Source organism: Actinosynnema sp. NPDC002837, assembly GCF_040295345.1.
Lineage (GTDB): Bacteria > Actinomycetota > Actinomycetes > Mycobacteriales > Pseudonocardiaceae > Actinosynnema.
Genome location: NZ_JBEOVG010000150.1, coordinates 1 through 12260 on the forward strand (window position 1 = coordinate 1; position 12260 = coordinate 12260).

The following is a 12260-nucleotide window of genomic DNA, read 5'->3' on the forward strand; positions in this document are numbered from 1 at the left end:
GCGGGGACACCACACGCGTCGACCCGGACATCGCACTTCGCAGCGCTGCGCCCCGCCAGCCAAAGCTGACGGGGCGCATTCGCCAACAGCATCCCACCACGGTCACCGGGCCTTCGGCCTTCCACGAGCAGGTCAGGTCGAGGACGGCGTGGACGAGCGGGGGCGGGTGTCGAGGAGGTGGCCCGACTCGTGGTCCCGGTATTGGACGCGGAGGTACTGGATCTGGGTGGCCGGGATGACGACGCGGGCCCAGCGTTCGCCGATGACGTCCTCGACGTGGGTCTCGGCGCCGTCCAGCGGTTTGCCCAGGTAGGTCATGGAGACGCCTTCCAGGACGATCTCCCGCTCCTCCGGCACGCCCGACGCGGTGTGGGAGCGGAGGAAGCCGAAGAACGACGTGCCGTCCACCAGGTGCACGTGGACCCACGGCACGCTGCCCGGCGGGCGGTCGCGGCGGAAGACCTGGTGCCACGCGGTCTGCTGCCGCACGGACGTGATCTCGCTGCGATGACGGGCCAGCAGCAGGTCGAGGAGGGCGGCCAGGGCGCAGGCCAGCACGAGTTCGGCCACGACGGACGTGAGCACGAGGGGCAGGTGGGTCCGCATGTATGCGGCACCGCCGTGGACCAGGCGGTCCAGCGGCACCACGACGTCCACGCCGAACACCGCCCGCACCGCGGCGCCCACGGCGATCAGCAGCGCGCACGCGGTCAGCGTGAACGCGAGGCTGCCGAGCGCGACCCGGGACGCCTCGCGGAACGGCGACTCCTTGAAGCCCGCACGCCTGCGCTCCCGCAGCAGCTCGAACACGATGCCGGGCGCGACCAGCGCGAGGAACGACGCCACCGCACCCAGGGTCTGCGGCACCACTACCGGGTGTCTCCGCGCACCGGGGGCGGCTCGCTCGCCTCGGAGTCGAGGTACCTGAACGGCCCTCCGCTCGCCGGCATCGGACTCTCGGCCTCGTCCGCGTCGTACGGGTCACCGGTCGGCACGGCCGAGGCGGGCAACGGCGGTAGTTCCTCGACAGCTTCGACGGCCTCGATCTCGGCGACCAGGCGCTCGACTCGGGCCTTGCGATCGTCTGCCATGCGCTCCCTCCCTACCCGGAAGTCGCGCAGCGTACCGACCGCGTTACCCCCTGCTCGCCCCGCCCGGCCCGACGCCGGCCAACCGGCGCACCACCGCCAGCCCGTCCGCGGTACCGGGCCAGTGGGCTTCCACCAGGTCGAACGCGGTCGCACGGATCACCGAACGCAGCACCCAGCACACCACGATCGCGTCGTCCGCGTACCCCAGCACCGGGATGAAGTCGGGCACCAGGTCGAACGGCAGCGCCAGGTACCCCAGCAGCAGCCACAGCCGCACGCGCGCCGACCGCGGCACCCGCGGGTCACGGGCCAGGCGCGTCACCAACCGCAGCACGTCCGGCAGCAGCCGCAGCACCAACCGCAGCGCCACGCCGCGGGGCCGGACCAGGAACAGACCGAGGAGCAGCACCAGCCACAGGCCGACCAGCCCGACCAGCACACCGACGAGGACGTCCACCTACTTGGGGATCGGGATCCCGGTCACGGTCACCGCACCGCCGGTCGGCGCGAGCTGGCCGATGATCCCCGCGAACGTCAGCGAGAACGACGTGCTGTCGGCGCCGGCCTTCCGGTCCAGCTCCAGGTACCCGTTGATGCTGGAGTTCTTCGCGATCGACACCGGCCACCGGCTGGTGGACACGGACGCGGCGTAGTCGCGCTGCGCGTCGTCGACCGCCGAGATGGACGCGAGGGGCAGGTCCATCTTCGCGTTGCTGGCGTTGATGGCGGTGGCGAACACCTTGAGGCGGCCACCGGAGTTCTCCACCTTCGTGATCTCCACGGTGAGCAGGCCGCGCGCCTGCTTCCACGACCCGGTGAGCACCTTGGTGTCCACGCTGGGCGGCGCTTCTTCCTCCGAGGTCGTGCCCACCGCGCCGTCCAGGCCGCCGACGGTGTCCTCCGAGGTGGGAGAGGTGGAGGTGGGCGTGGTCGAAGAAGTTTCGCGCAGGGTGACGCTCAACGCGCCGACGCCGACCGTGCCGGCGGTGACCGCCTGGATCACCCCGAGCAGGACCAGCACGCCGAGCATGACCAAGCTGATCTTCAAAGCCGCGCTGCTCTTCTTGCGGTGGGTCTCGTCGTCCATGACGTCCTTCGTCCGGGCGCACGCGTGCGAACGTGAATCTCCCCCAGGAGTGTCGCTAGTCTCGACATAAGGAACACCAATAGTCAATGCGTGGCGGCCCTAGATCGACGGTGTGTAGCCCCCGATCAACACGCCGTCGACACCAGGGCTGCTCCTACCCCGATCGGGGAGGGCGGTTAAGGTCGCGCCGTGTCTGATGACGTCGCAACCCCCGCCCAGGTGCTGTCCACCAACATCTTCGACTCCGCCGCCGAGGCGATCGAGGCGATCGGCGCCGCCGACGTGCTCGGTCTCGGCGTCCGGGTGTCGAACCGCCTCGTCCAGGACGAGGAATCCGACGACACGCTCGTCGAGGAGTGGATCGTCGAACTGCTCACCACGGTCCCGACCGTCGACGAGGAGTAGGCAGCCGGAGGGCCCCCGCCCTCGACGGGGGCCCTCCACCACACGTCACACCGTCAGCACGACCTTGCCGCGCACGTGCTTGCCCTCCAGCAGCCGGTGCGCCTCGGCGGCCTGCGCCAGCGGGAACGTCTGCTGCACCTCCACCTTCAGCGCGCCCGAGCCCGCCTGCCCGGCCAGCCAGTCCAGGTCCTCCCGCACGGGCTTGGCGTAGGAGTACCGGCCGCCGAGCTCCAGCACGTTGGTATCCACAATGGACACGATCCGGGCCGGGTCGCGCACCAGCGCGGGCGAGTCGTTGAGCGCCGCGCCGCCGACGCAGTCGAACGCCACGTCGACCAGCCCGTCGCCGCCGACGAGCTCGGCCACGTTGTCCACGAGCGCGTCCCCGTAGGCCACCGGCTCCGCGCCCAACGACCGCAGGAACCCGTGGTTGCGCGGCGACGCCGTGCCGATCACCCTTGCCGCGCCGAGGATCCGCGCCACCTGCACGGCCAGGTGCCCGACACCGCCCGCGGCGGCGTGCACGAGCACCGTGTCACCCGACGACACCCCGACCTTGCGCAACGACTGCAACGCCGTGAGCCCGGTGAGCGAGAGCGCGCCCGCCTCCACGAACGACAGCGACGCCGGTTTGTGCGCCAACCCGCGCTCGGTGGCGGCGATCAGCTCCGCGTACGTCCCGTGCTGCACGTGGTCCTTGCGCTGGTAGCCGAACACCTCGTCGCCGACGGCGAACCCGTCCACCGCGGGCCCGACGGCGCGCACCACCCCGGCCATGTCCCAGCCCGGCACGAGGGGGAAGTGGCACGGCGTCGAACTCGCCACGTACCCCATGCGCACCAGCCGGTCGACCGGGTTCACCCCGGCGGCACGCACCTCGACCAGCACCTGGTCCAGCGCGATCGGCGGGTCAGGCAGCTCCCGCACCACGAGGACTTCGGCATCTCCGAATTCGGTCTGCGCGATCGCTTTCACGAACCCCAGTGTTCAGGAACCGTAGAAGATGCGCTCGATCACGGCCCGCGCGCGACGCGTCGTGCGCCGGTAGGAGTCCAGGAACCCGCCCGGGTCGCCCGCGTGCCCCATCGCCGACGCCACCGCGGCCAGGTCGCGCCCGGCCGTGGGCAGCTGGTCACCGGCCTTGCCCTTCACCAGCACGACGGCGTTGCGCGCCTCGGTCGCCATCACCCACGCGTCCATCAGGGCCGACGAGTCGTCCTCCGACACCAGGCCCGCCTCGGTCGCCGCGCGCAGCCCGCGCACGGTCGACGGCGTGCGCAGGCCGGGCACCTCGCACGCGTGCTGCAACTGGAGCAGCTGCACGGTCCACTCGACGTCCGCGAGCCCGCCCCGCCCCAGCTTGGTGTGCGTGGACGGGTCGGCGCCGCGCGGCAGCCGCTCGGCCTCGACGCGTGCCTTGATGCGCCGGATCTCCCGCACCGCGGCGGCGTCCAGCCCGTGCTCGGGGTAGCGCACCGGGTCGATCATCTCGATGAACCGCGCGCCGAGGTCCGCGTCGCCGCCGATGAACCGCGCTCGCAGCAGCGCCTGCGCCTCCCACAGCTCGGCCCACTGCGCGTAGTAGGCCCGGTAGGAGTCGAGCGTGCGCACCAGGGGCCCCTGCCTGCCCTCCGGCCGCAGGTCGGTGTCCACCTGCAACGGCGGGTCCTGGCTGGGCGCGCTGAGCAGCCGCCGCACCTGCTCCACCACCGACGACGCGTACCGGGCGGCGTCGGGGTCGCTCACGCCCTCGGCGGGCTCGCACACGAACAGCACGTCGGCGTCCGAGCCGTACCCCAGCTCGCGCCCGCCGAGCCGGCCCATGCCGATGACCGCGATCGACGCCAACCGCTCACCGGCCGACCGCACCACCGCGTCCAACGCCCCCTGCAACACCGCCACCCACACCTCGGACAGCGACACGCACACCGTCCGCAGCGGCACCAGCCCGAGCAGGTCCGCCGACGCCACCCGCAGCAGCTCCTGGCGGCGCAGGGACCGGGCGGCGGTGACCGCGCGTCCCAGGTCGCTGTACCGGGACACGGCGCTGCGCAGCGGGTTGCCGATGGTCATCGGGTCGCGGCCGACGAGCGCGTCGGTGTCGGCCAGCAGCGGCAGCACCTCGGGCGCGCGCACCAGCAGGTCCGGCACGAGCTTCGACGTGCCCAGCAGCGCGGCCAGCCGGTCGACCACCGTGCCCTCGTCCCGCAGCAGCCGCAGGTACCAGGGCGTCTCGGCCAACGCCTCCGACACCTTCCGGTACGCCAGCAGCCCGCGGTCGGGGTCCGGGGTGGTGGCGAACAGGTCCAGCAGCACCGGCAGCAGCGCCGTCTGGATCCGCGCCCGCCGGGAAACGCCCCTGGTCAGCGCCTCGATGTGCTTCAACGCGCCGTCCGGCGCGGCATACCCCAGAGCGGCCAGTCGCGCCGCGGCCTGCGACGTGGTCAACCGCAGCCCCTCGGTCGGCACCTTCGCGACGGCCTCCAGCAGCGGCCGGTAGAACAGCTTCTCGTGCAGCCGGCGCACCTGGTTGGCGCGCTTGCGGAACTCGGCGAGCAGCACCTGGCTCTCCGACAGCCCGCCCTCGGCCTGCAACCCCGACGCACGCGCCAGCCAGCGCAGCGCGGCCACGTCGTCGTCGGCCGGGAACAGGTGCGTGCGCAGCAGCCGCTGCAACTGCAACCGGTGCTCCAACGTGCGCAGGAACCGGTAGGCGCGGCCGAAGTCGGCGGCGTCCGCGCGGCCGACGTACCCGCCGCGCCCCAACGCCGTCAACGCCTGGGTGGTCGTGGTGATGCGCAGCTCCTCGTCACCGCGACCGTGCACGAGTTGCAGCAGCTGCACGGCGAACTCGACGTCACGCAGCCCGCCGCGGCCCAGCTTCAGCTCCCGGTCGGTCAGGCTCGCCGGCACGTGGTCCTCCACGCGGCGGCGCATGGCCTGCACGTCGGGCACGAAGTTCTCCCGTTCGGCGGCCGTCCACACCAGGGGCCGCACCACGTCCATGTATCGCAGGCCCAGCTCCTCGTCGCCGGCCACCGGCCTGGCCTTGAGCAGCGCCTGGAACTCCCACGTCCGCGCCCACCGCTGGTAGTAGGTGGCGTGGCCGTCCAGCGTGCGCACCAGCGCGCCCGCCTTGCCCTCCGGCCGCAGCGCCGCGTCCACCTCGAAGCACGCCTGGCCCGCGACCTGCATCACGGCGCCGGCCAACCGGGTCGCCACGGCCAGGTCGCCCTCGCCGACGAACACCACGTCGACGTCGCTGACGTAGTTCAGCTCACGCGCGCCGCACTTGCCCATCGCGATCACCGCGAGCCGGCACTCGTCCGACCGCGGCACCTGCCGCTCGGCGACGTCCAGCGCGGCCCGCAACGCGGCCACCGCCAGGTCCGACAGCAGGCTGGCCACGTCGTCGTAGTTGACGTACGGCTGGTCGGGCTCGACCACGTGCGCCAGGTCGTCGGCGGCGATCCGGCACAGCAGCGCCCGGTAGCCGAGCCGCAGCGCGCGCACCGCGTCCGCGCCGGTCAGCCCTTCGACCGCGGCGAGGAGGGCGGGCACGAACGACCCCGCGTCCACCGGCTCGGCGTCTACCAGGTCGTGCCAGCGGTCCGGGTTGGCGACCAGGAAGTCCGACAGCGCGGTGGACGAGCCCAGCACCGCGAGCAGCCGCCCGCGCAACGCCTCGACGTCCCGCAGCGCCTGGTCCAGCTCGGGCCACCGGTCACCGAGCGCGACGCGCAGCCGGTCGACCCCGAGCAACGCCAGGTCCGGGTCCGGGCTGCGGGACAACGCCACCAGGATCGGCTCGTTGCCCTCGCTCGGCCGCCGCCCCTCCCACCACCCGGCGGCGCGCAGGTGCTCACCGCCGCGCGCCTCGGTCAGGCCGAACCGCGCGGGGGACGTGGGCAGGCGGGCTGGATCGGTCATCGACGAACACCGTAGCCCGCCGGGACGCCGAAAAAAGCGTCAGCCCGCCACGATCAAGTAGATGCCGAACAACACTACGGTCACGCACGCCAGCAGGCACGCCACCGCCACGACCGTCGGCGCCGCCGTGGACGCCTGCCGCTCCTGCGCCGCCTCCCGCGCCGACAGCGCGCGCAGCCCGCCGGAGAACAGCAGGACCAGCCCCAGCACCACCGCCAGGCTCACCCCGAACACGGCGCCCAACGCCGCCCAGTCGATCTTCACGCCGCCACCTTGTGCGTCTCGGCCTGTGCCGCGATCTCGTCCACCACGTGCTCGGGCCGCACCGGCTCGCGGCGCGACAGCAGCCAGATCACCAGCGCCACGCCCATGCCGACCACCGCCACGGCCACCACGCCCGCCGTGCCGAGCGACGCGACCTTGCCCGCGAGCGCGCCGACCAGGCCCGCCGCCGGCAGCGTCAGCCCCCAGGCCGCCGCCATCCGACCCGCCACGCCCCACCGCACGCCGTCGCGCTGGCGGCCCAGGCCGGAGCCCATGATGCCGCCGGACGCGACGTGCGTCGTGGACAGCGCGAACCCGAGGTGCGAGGACGCCATGATCACGGTCGCCGCGCTGGTCTGCGCGGCGAAGCCCTGCGGCGCCTCGATGGTGGTCAGGCCCGAGCCGAGGGTCTTCGTGATCCGCCAACCGCCCAGGTAGGTGCCCAGCGCGATGGCGATCGCCGCGCTCAGGATCACCCAGAGGGGCGGTTCTGAACCCGGCGCGAGCGTCCCGGCGGTGATCAGCGTGAGCGTGATGATGCCCATCGTCTTCTGCGCGTCGTTAGTGCCGTGCGCCAGCGACATGAGCGCGGCCGACGCGATCTGGCCCGCCTTGAAACCCCGGTCCGTCACGGACTTCCGCGCCCGCTTGGTCAGCCGGTAGGTCAGGTAGGTCGCCACCAGCGCCACGATCCCCGCCACCAGCGGCGCGGCGATCGCGGGCGCGACGACCTTGTCCACGACCTTCGCGAAGTGCACCGCGTCCGCGCCCGAGGCGACCCAGGCCGCGCCGATCAGGCCGCCGAACAGGGCGTGCGACGAGCTCGACGGCAGCCCGACGTACCAGGTCACGAGGTTCCACATGATCGCGCCGATCAGCCCGCCGAACACGATCGCAGGGGTGATTCTGGCGTCGTCGACGATCCCGCCGGAGATCGTCTTGGCCACCTCGACCGACAACAGCGCTCCCACCAGGTTCAACACCGCGGAGAAGGCGACGGCCGTGCGTGGCCGCAGCGCGCCGGTGGCGATGGAGGTCGCCATCGAGTTCGCGGTGTCGTGGAAGCCGTTGGTGAAGTCGAAGACCAGAGCCGTGATGACCACGATGATGACGAGGAGCGAGGCATCCACGCTGATTCCTCCAACTGAATCGACACAGTCGAAGGTAAACGCTACCCGTCTGGCCGATGAACACTCACGACGACGAGGTGAACGCTACCTGTCCGAACGATGAACGCTCACATCGGTGGAGGTTCATCACACCAGCGGCAGGCTCCGGTGGATCGTCAGCTCACCGGCGGCCAGGCGCACGAATCGTTCGGCAAACGGTTGCCACACCTCCTGAATGTCCTCGTGACCGGCCGCGAGACGGTCCGGGTCGAGCACCTCCGGCCGCACGTTCGCCACCGCCTCGGGGTACCCCTCGGCCCAACCCAGAACCATGTCCGGCGTGGTCTCGATGTGGAACTGCACGCCGTAGGCGCGGTCACCGACCCGGAACGCCTCGTTCGCGCACTTCGGGGAGGACGCGAGCAACAACGCCGTCGGCGGCAGCAGGCCGACCTCGTCCTCGTGGAACTGGAGCACGTCCGGCGTCCACGGCAGCTCGTCGAACAACGGGTCGCCGCTCGCCGCGTCCCGCTTGGCCACCAGCCGCACGCCGACGTCGTGCCCCTGCGGGCTGCGCCGCACCTGCCCGCCGGTGGCCGCGGCCAGCAGCTGCGCGCCGAGGCAGATCGCGAGCAGCGGCACCCGCTTCGACACCGCGTGGGACAGCAGCTTGCGCACGTCCGCGAGCCACGGGTGCGCGACGTCGTCCAGCGCGCCCATCGCGCCGCCCAGGCAGACCACGCCCTGGTAGCCGTCGAGCGTCTCCGGCACCGGTTCCTCGTACGGTTTCACCACGTCCAGCACCGCCCCGGCGGTGGTCAGCCACTCGCCGAGGCGGGCGGGCGGGTCGTCGCGGTCGGGTTGCAGCACGAGCAGGCGCGTCACCCGTCCGAGGGTAGATCAGCAGTCGCAGGAGATTCCGTGCAGGCTCGTGCCGCCGTCACCCGCCGCAGCGCCGGCCCCGACCGCGTCACCCTCGACCGCGTCACCTTCCACCGGGTAGCCCGACGCGTGCCAGGTCGTGATGCCGCCGGCCAGTCGCTTCACCTTGAACCCGAGCCGCGACAGCTTGAGCGCGCCCTTGGTGGCGGCGTTGCACTCGAAGCTCTCGCAGTAGCAGACGTAGACGAGGTCGCGGTCCCAGTCGGCGGTGGTCGTCTCGTCCACGTCCCAGTGCGGGAGGTTGATCGCGCCGGGGATGCGGACCCGGGCGAACGCCTCGGGACTGCGGGTCTCGACGAGCTGGAAGCCCTCGGTCGTGCCTGCCTTCAGGTCCCGGATCACGTCGTCCGGGTCGGCCTCGAAGGCCAGTTCCGCGGCGAAGAACGCGGCGGCGGCAGCGGGGTCGGCGGCGGGGAAGCGGAGCGTGTTGGTCATGGGTAAATCGTGGCTGACCAGCGTGTTCTGTCCCATGCGGAACTCCAGGCGTGGCGCGGGTTCCGCTTACGATTCCACGGTGGAACTGGACGATATGGATTGGAAGTTGTTGGACCTGCTCCAGCGGGACGGCCGGATGACGTTCACCGAGCTGGCCAAGCGGGTCTCCCTGTCCGCGCCCGCGACGACCGAGCGCGTGCGCCGGCTGGAGCAGGCCGGGATCGTCACCGGGTACGTCGCGGTGGTCGACCCGCAGCGGCTCGGGCTGCCGATCGAGGCCATCGTGCGGGTGCGGGTGCGCAGCCTGGACACGCCCCGGTTCCGGGAACGGGTGGTGACGCTCGCGCAGGTGCGCGACGCCGACCACGTGACCGGTGACGACTGCTGGCTGCTGCGCGTGGTGTGCCGGTCGATGGTGGAGCTCGAGGAGTTCGTGGAGCAGGCCCAGCGGTACGGCGACACGACCACGTCCCTGGTGTTCTCCTCCCACGCCCGCAACCGGCCCGTGACGCGGGACGTGCTGGAGGGTATCGTTTCTCGATAACATCGATAAACGATATGCGGGGGGCATCTCATGTCGAGGGGGAACGCGTTAGAGCCGTTGACCGGCGTGGTGTCCGCGGTGTTCGCGCTGAGCCTGGGGGCGTTCGGCCTCACCACCGCGATCCGGCTGACGATCGGCTTGTTCGACCCGGTGTGCTTCACCGCCAAGTACTGGCCGCACGACGCGGAGGGCCGCGACCTGGTCGCGGGAGTCCGGCTGGACGACGTCGACCGGGTCACGCTGTGCGTGGACGACCCCGTGCCGTGGCAGCACGTGCTCGACTTCCTGTCCGAGGCGCCGACCGCCGTCACCAGGGTCGGCGCGCTCCTGCTGCTCCTGTTGCTGCTGCGGCGTGCCGCGCTCCACGGCATCTACACCCCGGCCACGGCGGCCGACGTGCGGCGCTTCGGCCACTACTTGCTGTGGGTGCTGCCGGCGGCGGCGATGGTCGAGTCGATCGCGCGGACCACGCTCGTGCACGCCGCCGTGACGTTCGACGCGGGCTTCGCGTCGTTCTTCGGCGAGTGGGAGGCGCCGTGGTTCGCGGTCATCACGGGCATCGCGCTGCTGTCGCTGGCGAAGATCGTGCGGGACGGCGCGGAGATGCGCGCGGACCTCGAAGGGACGGTCTGATCGTGGAGCAGGACGTGCTGAGGCCGTTCACCAAGGTCGTGCGCCTCATGTGGTCGGTCGCCGCAGTGGGCTTCCTGCTCGGGGTGACGACCGAGGTCGGCAACACCGTCCGCGACCTGTGCTTCTCCTCGGCCGCGATCGCCGGCGGGTTCGGCGCGCGGTACCTGGGTAAAGGAGCGCTGCGCGAGGGTGTGGCCAACTACCCGTCGGAGCTTCGCTACTGCCTGCACGACCCCGGCCTTCCCGAGCGGGTGCTCGGTGTCCTCGACGGCGCCCTGACGTGGTTCGCCTACGCCGTGCTGTTCTTCCTGCTGATGAGGCTGCTGGAACGCGCGGCGTCCGAGGGCGTCCACACGGCGGCGACCGCGGACCGGCTGCGCCGACTCGGGTGGTTCACGCTCGTGGCCATGCCGGTCGTGACGTCGGCCGAAGCCGTCGTGCGCCTGCTGTTGCTGAGGCAGGCCGTCACGTTCGACGTGCCCCTGGTCGAGTTCCTGTTCGACTGGTCCGTGCCGTGGTGGGCGGTGGTCACCGGCGTGGGCCTGCTGACGCTTGGCAAGATCATGCGCACGAGCGCGGAGATGCGCGCGGACCTGGAGGGAACCGTGTGAGCATCCAGGTGCACCTCGACCGGCTGCTGGCCGAGCGCGGGATGACCTTGACCGAGTTGGCGGACCGAGTCGGCGTGACCGTGGTCAACCTGTCGATCCTCAAGAACGGCCGGGCCAGGGCGATCCGGTTCAGCACGCTGACCGCCCTGTGCGAGGCGTTGGACTGCCAGCCGGGCGACCTGCTCAGTCACCGGCCGGGGTGAACACGAACTCCGCCGAGTCGACCACCGGCCGGAACCCGATCCGCTGGTAGATCGAGTTCGACGTCGGGTTCGCCAGGTCTGTGTAGAGGACCACGTGCTCGGCGCCGTTCTCCCGCGCCCACGACGCGCAGGCGGCCGTGACCGCCGCGCCGTAACCGTGCCTGCGGTGCTCGGGCGGGGTGTAGACGGGGCCGATGCGGGACATGCCGGACGCCGGCGCGTTCGCCGCCGCCCACGCCACCGGGGTGTCGCCGACGTGCCAGATCAGGTGACCGTGCCCGGCCGCCAGGCTGACGCGCAGCATCAACCGGGAGCGGTCCTCGCTCCCCTCGTCCCGGGCCTGCTCGGTCGCCTCGACGGCGAACTCCGTGCGCCAGTGGCTGAGCAGTTCGAGGTCGTCCAGGGTCGCCAGGCGCGCGGCGCCGGGGACCTCGGGCGTGACCAGGTCGCCCAGCTCGTACAGGCGCAGCGCCATGTGCTCCCGCGCGTTGCAGCCCGTGCGGGCGGCCCAGGCGACGACGAAGGCCTCCACCGACTCCCGCGGCCCGTTGACGCCGGGCAGCTCCACGTCGCTGGCCAGCGCGTCCGCGACGACCTCCGCCCACTCCGGCGCCACACCGCTCAAGGTCAGCGGCCACGGCGGCGTGCGCAGTGCCGCGGCCACCAGGACGCCGTCCTCGGAAACGCTGACCAGCAGCGGTGGCTCGTCCTCCGGGTCGGCGTGGTTGAGCCTGCGGTCGACCGCCGCGATCGGGATCGTGTGGAACACCGGGTCGGCGTTGAAGAAGTCGCCCGTCAACGCCCAGAACTCCGCCAGGTCGTCGTGTCTCGTCACCTCGGCCACGAAACGGACGGTAACGCAAAAAACCCTCAGGGGCACTCGAGTAAACGAGTGCCCCTGAGGGTGAAGTATGTTCGGCGGCGTCCTACTCTCCCACACCCTCACGAGTGCAGTACCATCGGCGCTGGAAGGCTTAACTACCGGGTTCGGAATGGGACCGGGTGT

General features: G+C 71.7%; 16 protein-coding genes and 1 rRNA gene. 5 read left to right on the top strand and 12 right to left on the bottom strand.

What is annotated here, in order from left to right:
• Positions 1–132: 132 nt before the first annotated feature.
• The 4 genes from ABTZ99_RS43300 to ABTZ99_RS43315 are packed head-to-tail and all read right to left on the bottom strand — an operon-like array spanning position 133 to position 2178.
• Positions 133–870 (bottom strand): DUF6338 family protein, encoded by a 738-nt coding sequence (locus ABTZ99_RS43300; RefSeq protein WP_499618935.1) that lies wholly within the window; start codon positions 868–870, stop codon positions 133–135.
• The gene (locus ABTZ99_RS43305; RefSeq protein ID WP_499618937.1) at positions 870–1091 is read right to left on the bottom strand and encodes a hypothetical protein; all 222 of its coding nucleotides are present in this window, start codon (positions 1089–1091) and stop codon (positions 870–872) included. Before ABTZ99_RS43305 ends, ABTZ99_RS43300 begins: the two co-directional genes overlap by 1 nt.
• A gap of 43 nt (positions 1092–1134) precedes the next feature.
• Complete coding sequence (locus ABTZ99_RS43310; RefSeq protein WP_498784761.1) at positions 1135–1548, bottom strand: YkvA family protein; 414 nt, start codon at positions 1546–1548, stop codon at positions 1135–1137.
• On the bottom strand, positions 1549–2178 hold the full coding sequence (locus ABTZ99_RS43315) for a hypothetical protein (protein WP_499618940.1): 630 nt from the start codon (positions 2176–2178) through the stop codon (positions 1549–1551). It abuts the gene before it with no gap.
• Positions 2179–2367: 189 nt separating this feature from the next.
• Between ABTZ99_RS43315 and ABTZ99_RS43320 the strand changes: the two genes are divergently transcribed.
• Positions 2368–2583, top strand: coding sequence for a hypothetical protein (locus tag ABTZ99_RS43320; RefSeq protein WP_053717413.1), 216 nt, complete (start codon positions 2368–2370; stop codon positions 2581–2583).
• 45 nt (positions 2584–2628) lie between these two features.
• On the opposite strand, the gene ABTZ99_RS43325 is transcribed toward ABTZ99_RS43320, so the two are convergent.
• The 6 genes from ABTZ99_RS43325 to ABTZ99_RS43350 all read right to left on the bottom strand — a co-directional run bounded on the left by ABTZ99_RS43325 (position 2629) and on the right by ABTZ99_RS43350 (position 9263).
• Positions 2629–3558 carry an NADP-dependent oxidoreductase gene (locus ABTZ99_RS43325; protein WP_498784757.1) on the bottom strand — a complete coding sequence of 310 codons (930 nt, stop codon included), beginning with the start codon at positions 3556–3558 and terminating at the stop codon, positions 2629–2631.
• Positions 3559–3570: 12 nt separating this feature from the next.
• Entirely contained in the window at positions 3571–6513 is a 2943-nt protein-coding gene (locus tag ABTZ99_RS43330) for a bifunctional [glutamine synthetase] adenylyltransferase/[glutamine synthetase]-adenylyl-L-tyrosine phosphorylase (RefSeq protein WP_498784755.1), read from the bottom strand.
• Positions 6514–6552: 39 nt separating this feature from the next.
• Positions 6553–6777: a hypothetical protein gene (locus tag ABTZ99_RS43335; RefSeq protein WP_498784753.1), complete on the bottom strand. Its 225-nt coding sequence runs from the start codon at positions 6775–6777 to the stop codon at positions 6553–6555.
• On the bottom strand, positions 6774–7907 hold the full coding sequence (locus ABTZ99_RS43340; protein ID WP_498784751.1) for an inorganic phosphate transporter: 1134 nt from the start codon (positions 7905–7907) through the stop codon (positions 6774–6776). The genes ABTZ99_RS43335 and ABTZ99_RS43340 overlap by 4 nt, the downstream gene beginning before the upstream one ends.
• Positions 7908–8033: 126 nt before the next feature.
• The gene (locus ABTZ99_RS43345; protein WP_498784749.1) at positions 8034–8771 is read right to left on the bottom strand and encodes a type 1 glutamine amidotransferase; all 738 of its coding nucleotides are present in this window, start codon (positions 8769–8771) and stop codon (positions 8034–8036) included.
• 15 nt (positions 8772–8786) lie between these two features.
• The gene (locus tag ABTZ99_RS43350; protein ID WP_499618945.1) at positions 8787–9263 is read right to left on the bottom strand and encodes a rhodanese-like domain-containing protein; all 477 of its coding nucleotides are present in this window, start codon (positions 9261–9263) and stop codon (positions 8787–8789) included.
• A gap of 79 nt (positions 9264–9342) precedes the next feature.
• Here ABTZ99_RS43350 and ABTZ99_RS43355 point away from each other — a divergent pair, with 79 nt between their 5' ends.
• Genes ABTZ99_RS43355 through ABTZ99_RS43370 form a run of 4 tightly spaced genes read left to right on the top strand, consistent with a single transcriptional unit; the run spans position 9343 to position 11254 of the window.
• Complete coding sequence (locus tag ABTZ99_RS43355; RefSeq protein ID WP_499618947.1) at positions 9343–9807, top strand: Lrp/AsnC family transcriptional regulator; 465 nt, start codon at positions 9343–9345, stop codon at positions 9805–9807.
• Between the two features lie 30 nt (positions 9808–9837).
• The gene (locus tag ABTZ99_RS43360) at positions 9838–10440 is read left to right on the top strand and encodes a hypothetical protein (RefSeq protein ID WP_498784745.1); all 603 of its coding nucleotides are present in this window, start codon (positions 9838–9840) and stop codon (positions 10438–10440) included.
• A gap of 2 nt (positions 10441–10442) precedes the next feature.
• On the top strand, positions 10443–11051 hold the full coding sequence (locus ABTZ99_RS43365) for a hypothetical protein (RefSeq protein ID WP_499618950.1): 609 nt from the start codon (positions 10443–10445) through the stop codon (positions 11049–11051).
• Positions 11048–11254 carry a helix-turn-helix domain-containing protein gene (locus ABTZ99_RS43370; RefSeq protein ID WP_053717423.1) on the top strand — a complete coding sequence of 69 codons (207 nt, stop codon included), beginning with the start codon at positions 11048–11050 and terminating at the stop codon, positions 11252–11254. Before ABTZ99_RS43365 ends, ABTZ99_RS43370 begins: the two co-directional genes overlap by 4 nt.
• Here the strand turns inward: ABTZ99_RS43370 and ABTZ99_RS43375 are convergent.
• Both ABTZ99_RS43375 and rrf read right to left on the bottom strand, forming a co-directional pair.
• Positions 11235–12098, bottom strand: a complete 864-nt coding sequence (locus ABTZ99_RS43375) for a GNAT family N-acetyltransferase (protein WP_499618953.1) — start codon at positions 12096–12098, stop codon at positions 11235–11237. The genes ABTZ99_RS43370 and ABTZ99_RS43375 overlap by 20 nt on opposite strands.
• A 69-nt stretch (positions 12099–12167) precedes the next feature.
• A 5S ribosomal RNA gene (gene rrf, locus ABTZ99_RS43380) occupies positions 12168–12260 on the bottom strand; the annotation flags it as partial.